The following is an 18,330-nucleotide window of genomic DNA, read 5'->3' on the forward strand; positions in this document are numbered from 1 at the left end:
CCTATGACAAGCCATACTCTCGATCAATTTAATAGTAATAACGAAAAACTCAGCCCTTGGCCGTGGCAAGTCAACGATGCAGCGCTGAGCTTTGATATCGACTCATTAGGCAAAAAACTCAAAGATTTAAGCCAAGCCTGTTACTTAGTCAATCACAGTGAAAAAGGCTTAGGCATAGCGCAAACGGCCGAAGTGACCACAAGTGACAGCCAAGCGCCATTGGGCTCACACCCTGTCAGCGCCTTTGCCCCTGCCCTTGGCACCCAAAGTTTAGGCGACAGTAATTTCCGCCGCGTCCACGGCGTCAAATACGCTTACTACGCCGGCGCTATGGCTAACGGTATTGCCTCGGAAGAACTGGTTATCGCCCTTGGCCAAGCGGGTATTTTATGCTCATTTGGCGCGGCGGGGTTAATTCCATCCCGTGTTGAAGCGGCCATTACTCGCATTCAAGCGGCGCTGCCCAATGGTCCCTACGCCTTTAACTTAATTCACAGCCCAAGCGAGCCCGCATTAGAGCGCGGCAGCGTTGAACTGTTTTTAAAACATAGAGTGCGCACGGTCGAAGCCTCGGCATTTTTAGGTTTAACGCCACAAATCGTCTATTACCGCGCAGCAGGTTTGAGCCGCGACGCACATGGCGACATAGTCATTGGCAACAAAGTCATCGCAAAAATCAGCCGCACCGAAGTCGCAACTAAGTTTATGGAGCCGGCGCCGGCCAAAATCCTGCAGCAATTAGTGAGTGATGGTCTTATCAGCCAAGACCAAATGGCAATGGCGCAACTTGTGCCCATGGCGGATGACATCACGGCCGAAGCCGACTCAGGTGGCCATACCGACAATCGTCCATTGGTCACGCTATTGCCGACGATTTTGGCGCTCAAAGATGAAATCCAAGCTAAGTATCAATACAAGACACCCATCCGTGTGGGTGCAGGCGGCGGCGTCGGCACTCCCGATGCAGCATTAGCCACCTTCAACATGGGCGCGGCCTTTATCGTCACAGGTTCAATCAACCAAGCGTGTGTGGAGGCGGGCGCGAGCGAACACACCCGTAAGTTACTCGCCACCACAGAAATGGCCGATGTGACTATGGCACCCGCCGCCGATATGTTCGAAATGGGCGTGAAATTACAAGTGGTTAAGCGCGGTACTTTGTTCCCTATGCGCGCCAATAAGCTATATGAAATCTATACTCGTTACGATTCGATTGATGCCATCCCTGCGGACGAGCGTAAAAAGCTCGAAGAGCAGATATTCCGCGCATCACTCGATGATATTTGGGCGGGCACTGTCGCCCACTTTAACGAGCGCGACCCTAAGCAAATCGAGCGCGCACTGGATAACCCCAAACGTAAGATGGCGTTGATTTTCCGCTGGTATTTGGGTCTGTCTAGCCGCTGGTCGAACACAGGTGAAGTCGGCCGCGAAATGGATTACCAAATTTGGGCAGGCCCAGCGCTCGGCGCATTTAATGCTTGGGCAAAAGGCAGTTATTTAGATGACTATAAAGCCCGTAATGCGGTCGATTTAGCCAAACATTTAATGGTGGGCGCGGCCTATCAATCCCGGATTAACTTGCTGTTATCCCAAGGGGTTAGCATTCCAGTTAGCCTGCAACGCTGGAAACCGCTAAATCGTTTTTAACCCCTAACGGACTATCGAGACATCAAGTAGGGACTCAACTCCCTACTTGATGCAATCTTCTTCACTACCTCGTTAAATCGAAGCCGCCGACCTTATTACCAATCTAATCCCTTGAGTTATTGACTCTGTTTGTGCCAATGCCGCTAAGCACTGGCACTCCAGTGGCACGCCGTAAACCCATCTTTGGGGGCTCAACGGAAAAGTCCCTTTTCCGATGGCCACTGCCGCGACAATGCACGCCAGCAACCAATCGAATACATGCTGCCTAATTTAAGAATGGGCTGCGAGGCAAACTTTGATAGGACATATCCCTTCCCCAAAACTCTACATATACCACATGATTTGTGAATAAAGTTTTTTGTCATTCAAAAGTATCGTTTTTTTGCTGTGCTCCTCTATTTTCTGACTGCAACTCTTACCGAAGCTTAGGTAAAAATTGCCTATTCCACGCTTCGCACATTCGTATCCGCTTAAAACTAATTCTTTAAATTTTATTTAAAATCAAGGTTTTAGTTAAAATAAACAAAGTTGGCATTATGTTCGCAAGTTAGAAATAACCATTAGCCGTTACCTTACAAATGACACAAACGGTCATGCGAAGGATTAAGACAAGGGCAGGAGGTTATTATGTTAGGTTGGACATTAGTATTTCTAGTTGTCGCTGTTATTGCCGGACTGTTTGGATTTACGGGTATCGCTGGCGCGGCAGCGGGAATCGCAAAAATTATTTTCTTCTTATTTATTGTGTTACTCGTAATTTCACTGCTGATTAATGCCCTCAAGGGCAAGTCACCGCGACTTTAATTTTTTTAGAAAAGGAGATGTATATGAAACCATTTACTCTGATGACAAGCGCTTCACTGGCATTACTGCTCGCTTTAGGTTTAACCGCCTGTAGTGATAACAAAGCCGAAGATGCCGGCGAAAAAATTGATGAAGTGATGACTGATGCAGGTAATGCCATTGAAGATGCCTGTGAAGAAGTGAAAGAAGGCGTTAAGGCTAAAGATACTAAGTGCTAATCTGACACTTTAACCTAACTTGAGGGTGGCAATAGACATATCTACTGCCACCCTTTTGATCTAATGTTAACAACGCGATTCACCGATTCAGTCAGCCGTTCAACATGCAGCGGTTAAATCAAAAAACAGCATTGGAGGGCGCGTATGCTAAGCAAAATCCACATCAAATATTTCTACTTTATGGGTGCCGTGTTACTCGCCTATTTTGCAGTAACGGGCACGTCTCCCCTGCTCACCTTTATTTGGGCTTGGACAAGCCTGTCGCTATTTTTAGTCGGTTCAGCCTACTGGTTTAATCTCGCCAGCATTTTTAGAAAGCGCCAAGATGGCACTATCCCTTGGTATATTCGCTGGGGCTTTATTCCGTTTTTATTGGGCAGTCGGCTGTATAATCATTGGGCCAGAAAACGCGACTCTGTGCCGTCGATGCAAAAGATAGATGAGCAGTTGTATCTCGGCTGCCGATTATTTTCTGCGGATCTGCAGAAAATCAAAGCCAATAAGATTACCGCCATTCTTGATGTGACCGCCGAGTTTGATGGCTTAGATTGGTCGCAGTTTGAAGATCATATCGAGTATTTGAACATTCCCATCCTCGACCATAGCGTGCCGACCAGTGCCCAGCTCAATCAAGCCGTTAACTGGTTGCATCGCCAAGTGCGCGCCAATAAACAGGTGCTGATCCACTGTGCTATGGGGCGCGGCCGCTCAGTACTGGTGCTCGCCGCCTATTTAGTCTGTAAAGATAAACAGCGCAACTTCGCCGAAGTACTGCAACAAATAAAGCAAGTTCGCAAAACTGCGGGCTTAAACAAATGGCAATTACGCGCCCTTGAACACATGCTTAAGCAAGGCAAAATCAACATCCACAAAGTGGCGTGGATTATCGCCAACCCAGTCTCCGGCGGCGGCAAATGGCAAGAATATGGCGAGCAAATCCAAGACGAACTAAAAGCCTATTTTGACCTAACGATAAAACTCACCAGCGAAAATGTCAGCGCAAACACCTTCGCCAAAAAAGCCCGCAGTAGCGGTGCAGATATCATCATCGCCTGCGGCGGCGATGGCACAGTGACAGAGGTGGCATCGGAAATAGTGAACACCGACATCGCCTTAGGGATCATTCCCTTAGGCACCACTAACGCCCTCAGCCACGCGCTATTTGGTTTAGGCAGTAAGCTTATTCCTGTCTCTCAGGCTTTAGATAATATTATCCAAGGACATTATCAAGCTATCGATACTGCCCGCTGTAATCAACATTTAGTCTTGCTACTTGTGGGGATTGGCTTTGAACAGCAGATGATCGAATCTGCGAGCCGTGAACGTAAAAATGCCCTCGGCCAGTTTGCCTACCTCGATGGCTTATGGCGCGCCGTGAATGCCGATATCACTTTAACCATACAGCTCAGCTTAGATGATGCCGAGCCCACAACATTGACCACCCATAGCCTTATTGTTGCCAATGCCGCGCCGTTTACCAGCGTATTAGCGCAGGGCGATGGCGAGCCTAATATGACAGATGGCCTGCTCGATATTACCTGGCTAGATGCCGGCAGTGAGCCGACAGACAAGCTCCTTAGCCTAGCCGAATTAGCCATTGCAGGATGGGTAAAAGAAGGCAATAAAGACACACAGTCAAAGCCACCTAACGTGCCATCTAGCACAACCAAGGTTCACCACGCCCACGCAAAAAAAGTGCGTATTAGCAGTGAGCCCAAGTGTAAATATGTGATTGATGGCGAAATTTTTGAGCCCGCGGATCTCACCATTGAAGTTCAACCCGCATCTCTCAAGGTATTTGTGCCTTATCAAGAATCGACTGAAAATGCTATCGACCCAAAAATCACGTAAATGACACTATCGCGATGTTTATTAAGATAAAAACAGCAAGCGCAATAAGCACTCGCATAAAATTAAATTCACTCACTTTGGGGTGGGATTTTTGAGGACTATTGCTAAAATCCTGAAACTTACAGCCTATCGCTTGCGCGCATTGCTGCAAAACTTGCTGTAATTCCTGCTTGTCAGTGCTGTTAGCCAATTTCAGTTGACTCCCTTTAGGCTGCTGCACTTGTAAATAGGCGAGATAGTGATCGACCGTATCTTCCGCTTGGCGGTTACGGTCAAGCTGGTGCCAATGGGTTGTTTGTAGCAGATAGAGTTGCACAGCATTAATATCTGAAAAGGCATAGGCGCGCCAACGCCACAATCCAGGCAACTTCCCATTCAATACACCTTTACCGAGCCACAATTGCTGTCGCTCGGTATCTAACCAAGATTGTTGCCGAACTAACGCTAGCGGCAGTACAGGGAACAACAGAAAAAATGCCACCCAACCAAGCACAAGCCGTAACACGGGCTCGGGTTGTAACCAGGCCGCCCTCGCACAAAGCAATCCAAGCACTAACAAGGCAATGGCAAAAAACCACAGTAGAGGTCGGTACTGGGTACTCAACACCTTGAGATAAAGCGCACTCTTAGGAGGTTGATTAAGTATCACTGAACTTGTTCCTTGTTCCTTGTTCCTTGTTCCTTGTTCCAAAAATTATCTCACCATCCCAAATTGACCTGTACTAGTAACAATATGAGGCATTGATAGTTTACACAATCAACACCTAACTTATTTTTAGATCCTTTCGAGTTAAACCAACGACTGACATCCATGGAAATAACCGTTGCGATATCGCTCATATTGCAACGAAAAGCTGCAACTTTGCAGTTGCAGCTAAGGTGTTATTGACCCGCAGCGGTATCCTCACCGGTCCAGAGTCGCATGATGCGATAAGGTGGTTTGGCTGTTTCAGCTTCGCCATTAAAGGCTTTTGCTTTATGCAATTGATTCACTGAAATATATAACCAGCCCGTTTCACCAAATTGCACACTATCGGGAAAATCCAGCAATGGAGAACTGACCACTGTTGATAGCGTACCTTTGTTATCTAGCATAGATATGGCATTGTGGTTCAAATTGGTGAAGTAATGATTACCTTGTTTGGACGTTGCAGCGCCATCTGACACTGGCTTAGCTCCGACTAATTTTACAGTCGCGATAATTTTATCATTATTGCCTGTTTGTAAAGCCGCAGTCGATAACTGATACCAGTGAGTGCCATTCATTGCACCATAATAGAGTGTACTTCCATCGGCAGATAAACTGATGGGATTGACCGCGACACTAGCAACCTTGCCATTAAACAATGTTGTTTTGTTATCTATGTTCATTACTGCATCCGCTTCGGCCTGCAGCGAACTATGACCTGAAAAACGTACGGTATGACCATCGTCGATACGCACTGCTAAGAGGCCTGGGTTGGCGATATCGGCTAAATAAATCCAGCCTTTTTGTGAATCGACAACCAGATCCTGCATAAAGCTGCCTTTGGGCGCGAGTGCTTGGGGTAGGACAATTTGTTTATATAGACTGCCATCCTTAATGTTGAATCCCCAAATCCTCGTCTGACCTAATTCTAACCCCATATCTGCGGTCCAGAGGTGTCCAGCCTTGTCCTGAGCAATACCTAATAAGGTATCAAATTGAGCAGTATTGGCAGTCGAAGCTTTTTGCAAATCCATTGAAGGCCAAGCTTTATAAGCGTTGGTCTCACGATTAACTTCAATCAATTGCAAACCTGATGGTGTATCAAATGGATGTACTGTGGCAAAAATCCGACCTTGTGCAGTGACGCTGACATTGCCAGGTCGTATTGGCAATTCAGCGACTGTTTCAAGACTTCCTACTGCTGGGGTGGCGTTTACAAAACTACTGGCAGTCAAAGAAAGCCATAGTGCTGTAGTAAATAAGTGTTTCATATTCTATCTCCGCTTTTCTGTTTAAGGGCTGTAGAATAGGAGTTATTATTTACAAAAAAAATAGTGTAAAAATCGGTTCTGTTTCAATATTAATTTGATAATCAGCACTATTCCGCCGTCGGCTCACCCGCTTCGACTTGTTGCTCGTACTTGCTGAGCTTGTTGTAGAGGGTTTTTACACTGATCCCCAGTTGCTCGGCAGTGTCAGTTTTATTGCCTTGAGTGGTTTCTAATGCTTGATAAATGGCGATTTTTTCTAAGTCTTCTAAACGCATGCCCTGCGGAATAACCACTTGGTCATCGGCAGATGCCCCCATTTCACTCGCCTGTGGCAGTTGTAAGTGACTGGGTAAAATCTCTTGATCTGCCAAAATATAGGCTCGCTCAATGGCATGTTTTAATTCACGCACATTCCCTGGCCAAGGATATGCCGCAATCATCTGCGCACTGTCTTCAGCGAGGCTTTTATTCTGCTTTTCGGCCACATTACGATAGGCAAGAAAATGCTGCGCTAGCCCGAGAATATCATCGCCACGTTCCCTTAATGGCGGAACGCGGATAGGGAACTGGGCCAAACGGAAATACAAATCTTCGCGAAATTGCCCAGCCTCAATCGCCACTATGGGATCACGATTAGTTGCCGCCACAATCCGCACATTGGCATGCTGCACTTTGGCACCGCCAACGGGACGATATTCGCTATTTTCAAGCACTCTGAGTAACTTCACTTGATGCTCAATCGGCATTTCGGTGACTTCATCAAGAAATAAGGTTCCACCTTCTGCCTGCTCAAATACGCCTTTGTGATCGCGATTCGCACCAGTGAAAGCGCCTTTGACATGACCAAACAGCTCACTATCGACCAACTCAGGGCTTAATGCACCGCAGTTAATTGCAATAAAAGGCTCGTTCAATCTAGGGCTGGCAAGATGTATGGTATTGGCAACAAGCTCTTTCCCTGCGCCACTCTCTCCAATAATCAGCACATTACTGTCGGTCGCAGAAACGCGACGTATCGTACGATACAGCTTGTGCATAGCTGCAGAGGAACCGACAAGCAAACCATATTGGTCTAGCTCGCTGGAAAAAGGCCGAGGCCGGATTGGTGATGAGACTAAATACTGGGCAAAATCGGCGAAGATGTCACTGATCAACGTCATATCGTAGGGTTTACGAAAATGATAACAGGCAAAATTCGACATTAACTGATCAAGATTGGGGTTCGGCTGACCGTCGGAGAGAAATATAAACTCGATATTAGACAAGGCCGTATTGTCCAGCAGCCCAAGATAATCCTCGTGGCTAAGGCTAGACAGCTCAATGATGGCAACATCAACGTGGTTCGCCTCAAGCTGCTCTATCCAAGGTAAATCATCGACACTGCGTAGCTTATTAAAGTCGGCTGCGCCGGCGAGTTCAATGATAGCTTGCTCGGCGTTTACATCCTGCAGGTGATAAAAAAGTGTCAATCGAGCCATGCTATCCCACTCCCTGTGTATGAAGGGCTACTGTATGTCAATCGTGAAATTTTAACAACAGCAACGGTAATAGTTGCCGATATTCTAAGAGGATGGCGCAAGGAACCGAGAATATCAGCCTAAAAATCAGCCTGTTAACATACCATTAAAAATGAGAACAAAATATGCATGGTAGCTGAACGAAACGCAATTAGTTAATCCAAACCGTTAAACAGGACTGTGCCGAACACTGGCATTTGGAGGCATTCATGAAGTCTAATGTTGTGCAACATCAGACTGATATCCGCGCCGATATCAGTTTGATTGATGAAATAATAAAGCTCAATCAAGAAGGGCTAACATTCTACAATCAGGCAATGACGTACGTCGAAGACTATAACCTTAAGCGTATTTTTTCGACCAAAGCGAATATCCACCAACGAATGTTGACGCGTTTTGAACAGCTGCGCCCTCTAACTGGTGAGCCTATTCATGGTCTAAGTCATGCAATACCAGTGACTTACACTCAAGTGACCAAATTGCTGCAACAATGCCATATGGCACAAGCGATGGCCGCACTTGTCGCCATTGAACAACAAGTGTTAATCCAGATGAAACAAGCGGTAAGGCAAGCACATCAGCCACAGCTTGCCAATCAGCTCGCAGAAGGTGCCGCTTGGTTGCAAATCAGTTGCGATGGTATGAGTTCACTCAACCCCAGTTAATCCTTGTAGCTGTTAGCATCAGTGCACATCAATATGATGTCTCTGTACTAATACGGCTTGCTACTGCATACGCGAAACCTTAAACACTCAACCGCACTTATTGGTGCGGTTTTTTTATGCTCTAAAGATGGCTTTGCTTACCAGCAAAAATTACATTTTGTCGGTAAAAAAGACCGACTTAGGGGAAATCGCTGAGACATGAAAATATCAAAATCATCAACTAAAATCATTTAAGTCAATAACTTAATAAAACTGGCACGATTCACGCATTATCTAACATCGAGAAAACAACGGAGGATATGATTATGAAAACCACAACAGCATCAGTACTAGCGACCTTACTTGTCGGTTCAATCAGTTTAAATGTCGCCGCAGCTCAAGATTGGAAGGACGGGGCAAAGGATGCGTGGATCGATGGTAAAGCTGAAACCACTTTACTGCTCAACACTAACCTCAATTCCTTTGACATTATCACCGATGTGAAAGACGGAAACGTCACATTAACAGGTAAAGTGGAAAGCAGTGTCGACAAAGCCCTCGCCTCTGAACTGATCAAAAGTTTAGACGGGGTAAAAGATGTCGATAACCAACTCACTGTAATGAATGAGAAAGAAGGCACCAGTGACGTTGTCGCGTCGTTGACCGATTCTAAGGTTGCCACAGTCGTCAAAACCCGTTTACTGTTTTCAACCGATGTTTCTGGCACCCAGATTAATGTGGATGTCGCCAATGGTATCGTCACCTTAAAAGGTGAAGTTGCTAGCGATGCCGAACGTCAGTTAGCGCTGAAAATTGCTGAGAATACCGACGACGTAAAAAAGGTTGTCGATAAAATCAAAGTCGTAAAAAACATGTCTTAATGCAAGCAGTTAGTCTTGACTCAACGATTTGATCTAATTGGTTATAAAAGTGAGTCATAACAAAGCGTCACAAAAAACCAGCCTAGGCTGGTTTTTTTATGTCTATTATCAGATTTAATCAAGCTAGGTTTTCTATCTCGACTAAGGAAGACTAAATTGCGAGAACAAAAATCGAAGTGGGAAAATAAAAGCTGCGCTAAAATGCGGGCTCAGCGCTGGCTTCAAAGCCAAACTGGAACTCATAAAAATGCTGACCATTTTCGATACTGATGGCCATAGTGCCCGTTAAGCCCTGCAACTCGCCCGCGCCAGAATGGGGAACCACTTCTAAGATCAAACGGTTTTGCCCATCGGTCATAATGCCAAAATGTTGCAGCACGAAACTGCCCTGCTTACCGCATACATTGCCAACCACTTGTTCAATCGCCACATAGCCAGCCGAGCCTTTGACTGACGTCATCGCACTGAGCATTTCACCTTGACTGCGGCCCTCAAGCTCACCATAAAAGGTTTTATCTAAGCCCATACGCCCTAACGTCACGCCGCCAACCCCTGTAGCATAGGGGCTATCTGGGGTGAGCTTAACATCAAATTTCCCCGTAATTTTGCTAACTTGCATGACACTCTCCTTGTCAAAACCTTATGCCAAGTCTATCTACCCGAGATTGCTTGCCGCTGCGGCAAGCATGATTCACGGAACGAAAAATAACTTAGCACAAGCCTGCGCAGATCCATAATCGCATTTACACACTTACCTTACACACGCCCCTTGCACACGCCAACTGACTACTGAGTTAAGTGACTGATGCCAGTTTCACTCACTGCCACTTCTGTGGTTTTGACGATTTCAGGGCTCTCAGACATAGGTTGGTCAGGCGCTCTATCACGATAAGTCACAGCAATTTTAAATGGGGCTTCAAAAGGATAAACAGGTTCAATACTATCCACCTCGATTCGATCGCCAAGCATGACACTGCCTAAGTGTTTCAAGCTATTGTGTTTAAAATCCAGATTAAACAATCCAAGATACCAAAATACGCCCGAACCTTGAGTCGTCACAATAAAGGGCGCCACAAAGGGCATAGTTTGCATTTTAGGATCATCTTGAATCGGTGCGTCACTTTGGGTGTCCGGCTCTAGAGCGGGATCGAAATTTAACGGGGTAATGCGTAAATAATCCAGTAATGCTCGGCCTTTTACGTCACCGTCTTGATAATCCCCCATTGCAAATTCCGTTTGCTTGATCTTAATGAAATGGGTTAAGGCAACGGACTTGCCGCCCTCAGGCAGCGTTATTTCAACAGGATTGGCGGTATTTAAGCTAAAGAGTTTAAGCATCACTTCCGATGCATTCGCCACAGGCTTTACCTCAAAAGGTGTCACAGTTTCGATCTCATTCGCCTGAGCCTGAGTTTTTTCATGCGCCATGGCTTCATCGTATTGCATGACCTTACCATCTTCCATCACCATATAAATATCATCATTGGTCATGTTGAAACGGTAAATACCCGCGGCAAGTATGGCGAATATCACTAAGGTGCCCGCTAGGGTTAACTTTACAAACGTACTCATTTTCTCTCCCCAATCGCGCGCTTTGTGCGCTGCTTTTCTAACACTGATCAACTTCAAATCAATGTCGGAGCAGTATTACAGATACTGAGTTAAAGCGGAGTGGGTAAAGTGCAAAAAAGTGACGCTATTTTGAAATTTGTCAGGCTAAGTTCAGCAACATGTCCTTTACTCAGTGAATATTATGGGCCGAGTAAATACTCAGCCCAACACTTAGCTACTTCTCGTTTTTCCACAAGGCTGGGGTTTGACTCGGTTGCCAATTACTTTGGGAGAAATGGGCTTGCACTAAGGAATAGATTTTATCTTGATACGAGACAAAATCAGGCTGCTGATAATCATGCTGATCCTGCCAAGCAGGAGCATAGTTATCTAGCGTGTCGAAACGGTATCCTTGGCGCTGCGCTTCTTCAACAAAACGCTTAATTTTAGGCAAATTGATGGTCGCACCTTGACCACGGTGCGCATTCTCAAACAGGAAGTCGTGGGTCAAGATCACCACTTTACCGTCGTGCAAACCATCGCTGCAGTCTAAGTTCTGCGTGCGACTGTTGAGAGGGTTCATTGTGGTGCCCGCACAGGTGTTGATCACTTGATTGATTTTATCCACCAGCTCAACCCCATCGGCCATGGATTCAGCGGGAAAAGCCACGCCCCAATCCTCTGGCCCCCAATCAAAGTCCCAACCAAATATTTTATAGTCACTCTCGGCGAGCATGTTTTGAATTTGCACCGCAACTTGCGAACTGTTGGTAGAGGTTTCGGCGGTACAAGCAAAAGCTGGGTCCCAAGGCGGCACAGTATCTGAGGTTGCACACAAGCCGTCACCTTTAAGTTTACTGGTCACGCGCCAGCCATTGGTATAGGGCAAACGAGCCAACTTTGTCATCTTGTTGTTAGGATAACTGGCGGCATTAGGGATAAACTCAACCACTTTGGCGGTGTTCGTCACAAAGTAGGTAAAGTCGGTGGCCGCATCTTGATAGGATTTCACCGGCCATAGACCCACTTGATTGCAATAAACCGCCCCCGATTGAACACCATCGGTGCAGTTATGCAGCATATGATCGTAACTGTGGTTTGCCAGAATATGACCATCGTCTAATAAACGTTGCAGGGCGACAGCCGCTAACGCTTCGTTTTCATCCCCTTCGCCATACATATGAAATGCATTGATAAAGAAGGTCGCCTTGATATTGGCATCCTTTAGCGCATCCAATACCCCTAAAGTCGCGTCAATTGGACCATCATCAAAGGTGAGGTAAATGGTTTTATCGCTGGCGTGGGCAAGACTTACGCTCGCTATACAGAGTCCAACTGCGGCGGCTATCGATTTCAGTTTCATGATCTCATCCTATAGATAATGTTTGAGGCTAATGATTAAAAAGCAATGAGTTAACGCCAATGCATCTCTATTCGCACACAGTCTCGCACTCATTCGCTCGGCTTATCTATAGTGAGTAATCTAGCCAGCGTTAGTTATACCATCCTAGCAACAAGCCATACTTTTCTACGCTAAGTCGTTAAATCGTCCATCAGCATTCAAGTTGAAATCACCGCCGCCCTCGCGTTAAACACAATAGAAAAATACCAATCCTAGTGTGAAAAGTACCGCATCAACAATTCGATAACAGGTAAGTTAACTGGAGAAAAAAACAACACTAAAGCACTACAGGGACGCTATAACATGTCAGAAGGTCAACTATTTAAGAGCTCTTTGCTCGCATTGTGTATCGCTAACGTCTTATTCGGGATGAGCTCAACCGCAGTCGCGGCGGAGCAACAAGAGGCAACGGCAGAAAATATGGAGGTGATCCAAGTCCGCGGCATACGTCGCTCGATTGAAGCCTCGATGAATACCAAACGCTTCGCCGACTCCACGGTCGATGCCATCACCTCGGAAGACATAGGTAAGTTTCCCGATAAAAACATCGGTGATGCGCTGCAGCGAATTTCAGGAGTCACAGTCGATAGGCAATACGGCGAAGTAAGCGGTGTCACTATTCGCGGCACAGCGCCAGAGCAGAGCCGTATTTTGCTGAACGGTCAAACCGTTGCCAGTACTTCTTGGTATGACCTTGGTCCTGCCACGCGGACCTTCAATATGGAATTGTTGTCGGCAGAGCAAGTGAGTGCGGTTGAAGTGCACAAAACCCCGACCGCGAGACTTGAAGAAGGTGCGCTGGGCGGTACTGTTGATCTCAAAACCCGCAAGCCCTTAGATCTTGATGCCCACACTTATCAAGTGGCTGGCGAGCTGAGCCAAAGCAGTCTTTACGATGAAACGGACCCGAGCGGCTCTTTCCTCGGGAGCTGGAAAAATGACGACGAAAAGTTCGGTATTTTAGGCGCCTATTCAGTAGAAAAAATTACCAGTGGCCGCCAAGTGCTGGAATCACTCAGCGGTTATTATGAATACTTCGCTGCCGATCCCGCGCAAAATCAAGAATCTACCGTAGGTGCATGGGGCATTGGCTCGCAGGCATTTAGGGCAGAACGTGAACGGACCAGTGCCCAAGTCACATTGCAATTTGCACCGACTGAAAAAACAGAGTTCACCTTAGATTACTTTAATTTTGAACTCGATATCCCCCACGTAAACCATAACTTCTTAACCGTTGGCGCCCGCGGTTCGGGCTCAACCAACGTAGTAAATAACGCCCAAGGCGGCACAGCATCGGCAACAATTCTGCCAGCGTATGCGTCGATTATTTATAACCCTGTGGTACGCCACGCGGTCAATATGAAATCTGACGTACTCAACTTAACCGGAAAATACGTCGGAGACAGTTTTACGGTAAGTGGCGTCATTGGCCAATCGACCTCAGATGGCGGCACCCAAGGCGGCTCATCTTCTTGGTGGATCCCTGCGACGGACCAAGGCGGCAAAATTGGCGATCCCGCCTTCCCTAACGGTCAAGGCAGTGTCGATGGCGGCTTTAGTTACGATGCCACCGGTCCCTACCAAGTGGTGCTGACGAGTTTAGATGCCAACGATGCCAGCCAGTTCAAGCATGCGCAGGAAGCCAACTACGAAACCACAGTGCAAGATCATAAAGTGACCTACGCGCAGTCTGACTTCGAATATCAACTCGATCATGATTTTATTAACAAAATTGCGGTCGGGATTAAGTACAACACCAGTGATTTCGAGCGTAATGCTTTCAACCGTAACCCCGCAGAAATCCTAGGTTTCGTGCCCAATGGCAACCTTGCCAACTGGAGCGATGGTGTACTGTCTGGGCTACATTCCCAGAGCGGTGGCAATGTGCTCGACTCCTATGCCAAGTTAGATGAAGACAAATGGTGGGCCTTTATCAGTGAGAAATACGCCAATGGCGAGTTAGTGGAAGTCGCCGATCTCGGTAACACCTTCACTGTCGAAGAGGATATGTTGGCCCTGTACGCCCAAGCGGATTTCAGCGGCGAATTCTACCGTGGTAACTTTGGCGTGCGTTACGTTAACACAGACCAAACCTCAACCGGTTTTGCCGATGGCAAGCCCTACAATGAATCCGTCAATTACGATAATTGGCTACCGAGTATCAACGTCGCCTTCGATCTGCAGGAAGATTTAATCCTACGTGCTTCGGCCTCTTCAGTAATGGCACGTAACAACTACAGCGATCTAAAACCTGGCCTAGCCATAGCAAAAAACTTTGGTACTGCGAGCGGCGGTAATCCCAATTTAAAACCCTATAAGGCGAACCAAGCCGACCTTGGCATCGAATGGTACTTCACTGAATCTTCTATGCTGTCGGCGGCCTTGTTCTACAAAGATATTGACAACGTAGTGTTTGTCACCGAGTCGACTCAGTACATTGAAGGTTGCGGCGCGTCAGAATCTGAGTGGGATAAATGCCGCGTCACAGCCCCAGCCAACGGCGGCAGCGGCTCAGTGACTGGGCTTGAAATCCAGCTGCAACATAACTTTGAAAGCGGTTTTGGCTTCTTGACCAACTACACCTATGTTGACAGTAAGAGCACGCGCCCCGATGGCACAGAGCAGATGATTGAAGGTGTGTCAGAAAACTCCTTCAACGGCTCACTCTTCTACGAAGATGATCTGTTCAGCGCCCGTATCGCCTATAACTGGCGTTCAGAATACTTAGGCGTGGGTAATATTCAAAACGTGTTAAACGACAGCTATCAACAAGTCGATGCCTCGATTATTTGGCATGCGATGGAGAACTTAGATGTTTCACTGGAAGGGGTAAACTTAACCAACGAAGTAGTGCAATCCTATGATGTTAAATACGGATTAACCCAAAACACCATCGAATTTGGTTCACGCTATTTCGTCGGTGCCAGCTACAAATTTTAAACTTAAGTCACACCATAGCCGACCTTAGGGTCGGCTTTTTGCGTTGATAATGCAGCGGGGATAAGCCATGAAAGTAAAGCAAGCAATCAGAAAAATCATTATCTTAGGTGGCGGCACCGCAGGTTGGATGGCAGCGGCCGCCCTCGCGAATAACCCCGTATTTGCCGCCATTGAACTCTGTCTAGTGGAATCTGACAACATAGGCACCATTGGCGTTGGCGAAGGCTCGACGCCACACCTAAAACGCTTTATGGACAACTTAGGCATCAGCGAAAAAGATTGGATGGAGCCATGCCACGCCAGCTATAAAACCGGCATCGACTTTATCAATTGGAATGGTGATGGGCAGCAATACTTCCACCCTTTCTATTTTCAAATGGATGTAAAACCCGCCGAAGTTTTCTTTATCAACGCCAATGCGAGGCGCCGCGGGCATGGCAATGCCGTTAGACCCGATGCGTTTTTCTCCAGCGGCGTACTGGCCAAACACAATCTCAGCCCAAAGCCGAATAAAGCACTGCCCTACACCAACGAATACGGCTATCACTTCGATGCGACTGAGCTAGCCAATTACTTAAAAGATTACGCCTGCCAACGCGGCGTACGGCAGATCATTGCTGATGTGGTTGAGGTGTCAACCTCCCCAAACCAGCAGATTGAGACGCTGATCCTGGCAAATGGTGAACGACTTAACGCCGATTTTTTTATCGATGCCAGCGGCTTTAGCGCTAAGTTAATTCATAAAGCCCTAGGTGTACCCTTTCAATCCTTCGCTGAGGAGTTACTCAACGACAGCGCCGTTACTGTACCCGTATTAATGGACTCCATTCAGACCCAAGCACAGCAGGTCAAGTATCATACCCGCGCCACGGCGCTCAGTGCGGGCTGGCTATGGCAAATCCCCCTCACCCACAGGCTTGGCAATGGTTATGTGTATAGCAGTCGCTACCTCAGTGCCAATGCCGCGGCCAAGGAATTGTTGCACAGTATTAATCTGCCTGAATCGACCCAAGTGCGGTTTCTCAAGCTGCGGGTTGGCGTCAGTGACAAGGCTTGGCACAACAATGTACTGGCGATAGGGCTTGCGCAAAGTTTTATCGAACCGCTCGAAGCCACGTCGATCATGATGACCCAATTCACCCTTGAAAGATTTATGTCGCTATTCGAGCGTTATCAGTTAAATAAGCAGGCAGAAACCTTAAGTCGACAAACACTCAATCAGGCAGTCATGCAGTTAGTGCTCGGCATAAAGGATTACATTCAGGCCCATTATGTCACCAGCCAGCGCAGCGAAGCCTATTGGGTCGCAGCGAGAAAAGTCGCCATTTCCCAAAGGCTGACGCAACTGTTGCAAGCTTGGTATCAAGGGGATGACTTTGATTTACTGCTTTACCAATACGATCAGCAGCTCGCCTACTTTCGCCCCTCTTGGTATGCACTGTTAGCGGGAATGGATTACCGCGACCCAAAACTCAAGCGCCCATTTGAGCCGATTTCAGCGGAGATCACGGCGCAAGCGATAAGCTACTGCCAGACCTTAGTGGAGCAGTATTTTCAGCCTAAGTATTCGTGATAGTAAGGGGTTAAATCGCCCTTTGTTTACTGCTAAAGCGCTGACGAAAACGACTCGGCGTGACGCCTTTAAATTGAATAAAACGCCGATTAAAATTAGATAAATTATTGAAACCACATTGATCGCTGATGGTTGAAATCGGGCTCTGGTTCGAGAGTAATAACTTGCACGCCTTAGCGATCCTGAGTTGATTGATAAACTCAGTTAAGGTTTTCTCGGTGCGTTTTTTAAAGAAGCGATGGAAATGATTGGTGCTCATGTGCGCCAACTTTGCCAAATCCTGTGCCGACAAGGCCTGAGTGTAATTGTCATAAATATGCTCAATCACTTTATCGAGTTTTTTCACGGTAAAGTCGAGCTTACTGCCGTGGGTGAACAAGGTGCTCGATAAGAGTTCTTGCTGACTATCCTGTTGTAATAACGCTAATAATTCCAATAACAAAATATAGCGTTTAAAGGGATTGGCCGTCTCCATCGCGATAAACACGCTATGGGCCTTGCGCGCCGTTTCCTCACTAAACAGTACGCCCCGTTTGGCATGGGTCAACAACGAATGCAAGGACGCTAACTCGCGTTGCTCATTCACAATTTGGTGCAGCCAGGCCGCAGGAATTTGCGCCACATAGACGACTTCCTGCACCCTCGTATTCGAAGTGCCGTCTTTTAGCGCGTTGCCATTTGATATCTCGTCAGTTGAAACACCAAGGTTCGCCTCGGATTGCCAGCCGTGGGGCATATCTGGGCCTATGATCACTAAATCATAATCGCCATAACGGGCAATATGATCGCCCACATAACGCATTCCATAACTGTTGAGGGTTAAGCAGATTTCATACTCGGGGTGATAATGCCAGTTGAGATCCATGTGCTCCCATTCATAACGAAAGTAACGCCAAGAGCTATTTTCATCGGGGATCACTTTTTCACACAGAGGTTTCATCCATTAAACTCCAATTGCTCATTCCTTTACCTAAGCTTCAATCAGCTCTTATAGTTCAACGCCATTCACTCAAGCTAGCCGTTATGCCAACCTGTTAAATTATTCAATTACTTAGACCTTATTTTTAATACCAGCTTTGACCTATCAGCGCGGCGAAATCGCTGTGCCTTCGCGCACTATTGTCTATAGCAAGCCAGCCTTGCAGTGATACTAAAATCTGCCACTTTGATACTATTCTATCCAATGTTAATTAAAGGTAACTATTTTACAAGTACACAGGTTATCAGCAGCAGCGATGTACTGCTTGCAACACACTATCTAGCGCCCGTATTAACTGCACCTGAAGTCAATCAGCACAAACACAATTTGACTATGTGAGAATAGTATCGACAGAGGCGCC

15 protein-coding genes are annotated in these 18,330 nt (G+C 46.8%); 8 read left to right on the forward strand and 7 right to left on the reverse strand.

Annotation, left to right across the window (positions count from 1 at the left end):
• The first annotated feature begins 3 nt into the window (after positions 1-3).
• From pfaD to K5Q99_RS01360, 4 genes are all read left to right on the forward strand, one after another.
• The gene (gene pfaD / locus K5Q99_RS01345; protein WP_220775800.1) at positions 4-1,650 is read left to right on the forward strand and encodes an eicosapentaenoate synthase subunit PfaD; all 1,647 of its coding nucleotides are present in this window, start codon (positions 4-6) and stop codon (positions 1,648-1,650) included.
• Between the two features lie 627 nt (positions 1,651-2,277).
• On the forward strand, positions 2,278-2,454 hold the full coding sequence (locus K5Q99_RS01350) for a DUF1328 domain-containing protein (protein ID WP_006080947.1): 177 nt from the start codon (positions 2,278-2,280) through the stop codon (positions 2,452-2,454).
• A 23-nt stretch (positions 2,455-2,477) separates the two neighbouring features.
• Positions 2,478-2,672, forward strand: a complete 195-nt coding sequence (locus K5Q99_RS01355) for a hypothetical protein (RefSeq protein WP_006080946.1) — start codon at positions 2,478-2,480, stop codon at positions 2,670-2,672.
• Between the two features lie 144 nt (positions 2,673-2,816).
• A complete protein-coding gene (locus K5Q99_RS01360) occupies positions 2,817-4,523 on the forward strand; it encodes a diacylglycerol kinase family protein (RefSeq protein ID WP_106649991.1) in 1,707 nt (568 codons plus the stop codon).
• Here K5Q99_RS01360 and K5Q99_RS01365 read toward each other — a convergent pair.
• The 3 genes from K5Q99_RS01365 to K5Q99_RS01375 all read right to left on the reverse strand — a co-directional run bounded on the left by K5Q99_RS01365 (position 4,516) and on the right by K5Q99_RS01375 (position 7,960).
• Positions 4,516-5,172: a hypothetical protein gene (locus K5Q99_RS01365; RefSeq protein ID WP_220775801.1), complete on the reverse strand. Its 657-nt coding sequence runs from the start codon at positions 5,170-5,172 to the stop codon at positions 4,516-4,518. The genes K5Q99_RS01360 and K5Q99_RS01365 overlap by 8 nt on opposite strands.
• 233 nt (positions 5,173-5,405) lie before the next feature.
• A complete protein-coding gene (locus K5Q99_RS01370; protein WP_220775802.1) occupies positions 5,406-6,482 on the reverse strand; it encodes an L-dopachrome tautomerase-related protein in 1,077 nt (358 codons plus the stop codon).
• A 107-nt stretch (positions 6,483-6,589) separates the two neighbouring features.
• Positions 6,590-7,960 (reverse strand): sigma-54 interaction domain-containing protein, encoded by a 1,371-nt coding sequence (locus K5Q99_RS01375; RefSeq protein ID WP_220775803.1) that lies wholly within the window; start codon positions 7,958-7,960, stop codon positions 6,590-6,592.
• Positions 7,961-8,208: 248 nt separating this feature from the next.
• On the opposite strand from K5Q99_RS01375, the gene K5Q99_RS01380 reads away from it, so the two are divergent.
• Both K5Q99_RS01380 and K5Q99_RS01385 read left to right on the forward strand, forming a co-directional pair.
• Entirely contained in the window at positions 8,209-8,664 is a 456-nt protein-coding gene (locus K5Q99_RS01380) for a hypothetical protein (protein WP_012088704.1), read from the forward strand.
• 305 nt (positions 8,665-8,969) lie between these two features.
• The gene (locus tag K5Q99_RS01385) at positions 8,970-9,524 is read left to right on the forward strand and encodes a BON domain-containing protein (protein WP_006080940.1); all 555 of its coding nucleotides are present in this window, start codon (positions 8,970-8,972) and stop codon (positions 9,522-9,524) included.
• 196 nt (positions 9,525-9,720) lie between these two features.
• Here the strand turns inward: K5Q99_RS01385 and K5Q99_RS01390 are convergent, their stop codons facing one another.
• The 3 genes from K5Q99_RS01390 to K5Q99_RS01400 form a co-directional block, all read right to left on the reverse strand.
• Positions 9,721-10,143: a DUF3224 domain-containing protein gene (locus K5Q99_RS01390; protein WP_220592445.1), complete on the reverse strand. Its 423-nt coding sequence runs from the start codon at positions 10,141-10,143 to the stop codon at positions 9,721-9,723.
• A 167-nt stretch (positions 10,144-10,310) separates the two neighbouring features.
• On the reverse strand, positions 10,311-11,096 hold the full coding sequence (locus tag K5Q99_RS01395) for a hypothetical protein (RefSeq protein ID WP_220775804.1): 786 nt from the start codon (positions 11,094-11,096) through the stop codon (positions 10,311-10,313).
• 214 nt (positions 11,097-11,310) lie between these two features.
• Positions 11,311-12,438, reverse strand: a complete 1,128-nt coding sequence (locus tag K5Q99_RS01400; protein ID WP_220775805.1) for a polysaccharide deacetylase family protein — start codon at positions 12,436-12,438, stop codon at positions 11,311-11,313.
• Positions 12,439-12,780: 342 nt separating this feature from the next.
• Here K5Q99_RS01400 and K5Q99_RS01405 point away from each other — a divergent pair, with 342 nt between their 5' ends.
• A complete protein-coding gene (locus tag K5Q99_RS01405) occupies positions 12,781-15,417 on the forward strand; it encodes a TonB-dependent receptor (protein ID WP_220775806.1) in 2,637 nt (878 codons plus the stop codon).
• Positions 15,418-15,484: 67 nt separating this feature from the next.
• Positions 15,485-16,990, forward strand: coding sequence for a tryptophan halogenase family protein (locus tag K5Q99_RS01410; RefSeq protein WP_220775807.1), 1,506 nt, complete (start codon positions 15,485-15,487; stop codon positions 16,988-16,990).
• 10 nt (positions 16,991-17,000) lie between these two features.
• Here the strand turns inward: K5Q99_RS01410 and K5Q99_RS01415 are convergent, their stop codons facing one another.
• Positions 17,001-17,930 carry a helix-turn-helix domain-containing protein gene (locus K5Q99_RS01415; protein WP_220775808.1) on the reverse strand — a complete coding sequence of 310 codons (930 nt, stop codon included), beginning with the start codon at positions 17,928-17,930 and terminating at the stop codon, positions 17,001-17,003.
• Positions 17,931-18,330: the final 400 nt, after the last annotated feature.

Source organism: Shewanella hafniensis, from assembly GCF_019655335.1.
Taxonomy (GTDB): domain Bacteria; phylum Pseudomonadota; class Gammaproteobacteria; order Enterobacterales; family Shewanellaceae; genus Shewanella; species Shewanella hafniensis.